The sequence below is a fragment of the Mesorhizobium sp. M1E.F.Ca.ET.041.01.1.1 genome (genome assembly GCF_003997355.1).
Lineage (GTDB): Bacteria > Pseudomonadota > Alphaproteobacteria > Rhizobiales > Rhizobiaceae > Mesorhizobium.
The window spans coordinates 1-2079 of record NZ_RZSL01000832.1; the positions used below are offsets into that span (position 1 = coordinate 1).

The 2079-nt window shown below is 65.7% G+C and carries 2 protein-coding genes; one reads left to right on the forward strand and one right to left on the reverse strand.

What is annotated here, in order from left to right; translation table 11 throughout:
- A partial coding sequence (locus EOA38_RS34780; RefSeq protein WP_145966228.1) for an SDR family oxidoreductase occupies positions 1-749 on the reverse strand: 749 nt, incomplete at its 3' end.
- Between the two features lie 215 nt (positions 750-964).
- On the opposite strand from EOA38_RS34780, the gene EOA38_RS34785 reads away from it, so the two are divergent.
- The gene (locus EOA38_RS34785; RefSeq protein WP_126092147.1) at positions 965-1858 is read left to right on the forward strand and encodes an AraC family transcriptional regulator; all 894 of its coding nucleotides are present in this window, start codon (positions 965-967) and stop codon (positions 1856-1858) included.
- Positions 1859-2079: the final 221 nt, after the last annotated feature.

Sequence of the window (2079 nt, forward strand, 5' to 3'; positions counted from 1 at the left end):
CACCAAGGCAGCGGCCCGTTTTCGTCAAAATAACCGCCGGTCGGCCCGCCCGCATCCAGCGTCGCCAGGCGCACGACGATCTCGGCCGCCTGCTGCACCGTGCGGTGGCCTTTGTGCCCGTTGAGATCCGTCGCGGTGTAGCCGGGAGCGGCGGCGTTGACCGTGATGCCGCGCGGCGCAAGCTCCCTGGCGAAGGCCACCGTTATGGCATTGAGCGCCGTCTTCGAGCTGCCATAGCCCATGACAATGGGTGACTGACTCTCGCCAGCCGCACGAGCGATCGAGCCGAGATAGCTGCTGACCATGACGATGCGTGCGGCGGGCGATGCCGAAAGCAGCGGCAGGAATGCCTGGGTGACGCGGACCGGCCCGAAGACGTTGACGTCATAGGTGGCCTTCATGTCGACGACATCTTCCCGGCTCGGCGGCCGTTCGTAACGGCCGTCCGGGCCGAGCGCGTCGACATATCCTGGGGCGATGCCGGCATTGTTGACCAGCACATCGAGGCTGGGTGTCCACGCCGCGACGGTCTTGGACGCGGCCGCGACGCTCTCGTCGCTGGTGACGTCGAGCTCGAGCCATTCGGCGTCGAACCCTTCGCCGCGCAGCGCTTCTGACGCGGCCGTACCGCGCTTCGAGTCCCGGGCGCCGAGCCAGACCTTGAACCCAATCGCCGCCAACCGGCGGGCAGTCTCGAGGCCGATGCCCTTGTTGGCGCCGGTCACTAGCGCATTCTTCCGTGTCGTCATATCCATCTCCTTTGCAGAGACCTAGAAATGACGTGAACCGGTCGGTTTCGCGCGCCGAAAGCTCTCATCCTCTTGCCTAATCCTGTCGGGTGCGCGCTTGCGCGTCACTTGGGTGCGCGCTTGCGCGTCACTTGGGTGCGCGCTTGCGCGTCACTAGGTGCGCGCTTGCGCGTCACCTCGTTGCGCGGCTTGCGCGGATCGGCAATGCTGAACCAATGAACGAGGCGCTCCAGGAGTTGATCGCAATTGCCGGCCGCCACGCGCGTGGACGGCGGACAAGGACGGCCGTTCCGCGCGTCACGATCGGCCGTAGCGAGGTTCCGACGCCGCCGCTGCCCGAGCTTTGCCAGCCGACCGCCCTGTTCGTGCTGCAGGGCACGAAATCGGTGCTGATCGGCGATCGAACGCTTCGCTACGGCGCCGGCAGCTGTTTCGTCTATGCGGTCGAGACGCCCGCCACCAGCCAGTTGATCGAGGCGAGCGCCGCCCATCCTTATATGGCCATTGCTTTCAGCCTCGATATCGAGCTGATCGCCACATTGCTCATCGACCACAAGCCGGCGGCCGGCGGCGACGACTTCGTGACCTATCCCGCCGATGACGAGCTGCTCGACGCGTGGCGCCGGATGCTGCGGCTGCTCGACAGGCCGAACGAGATCCCCGTGCTCGCGCCCATGCTCGAACGGGAGATCGCGTTTCGGCTGCTGCAAGGCCCGCAGGGCGCAAAGCTGCGCCAGCTCGCCCGCGCCGACGGCCGCCTGTCACAGATCCGCCGCGCCACCCAGTGGATACGTACGCACTACAACGAGCCGATCGATGTGACGGAGCTGGCCGCGCTCACCCATATGAGCAACGCCGCGTTTCACCGCCACTTCAAGGCAGCGACCGCCATGAGCCCGATCCAGTATCAGAAGCAGGTCCGTCTGCTCGAGGCCCGCCATCTGCTCATCGCACAGCCGGGCAACGCCGCGCGTGTCGCCTTTACCGTCGGCTACGAAAGCGCCTCCCAGTTCAGCCGTGAATATGCGCGGCAGTTCGGCTTGCCTCCGGCCCGTGACGCCGCGCGGCTCCTGGCGAGGGGCGAGGCGCCCACGCTGGAAGTTGACTAGCTAGATCGCCTCAAGCCGCCAGCAGAATCTTCTTCATGAATCCCCGGTTTGGAACGAACGCATCCTAACCCGAAAAAGCGCGAGCCGTTCCGGCCTCACGAGAGGTTTAGGCTTGCGTGATGGCATCCTGCGCCGGCCGGAAAACACGGCCGCCGGCTGGTTCCCGCTCATGGATTCGAACCACGATTCACGCCTTCAAAGGGCGCTGTCCTACCATTAGA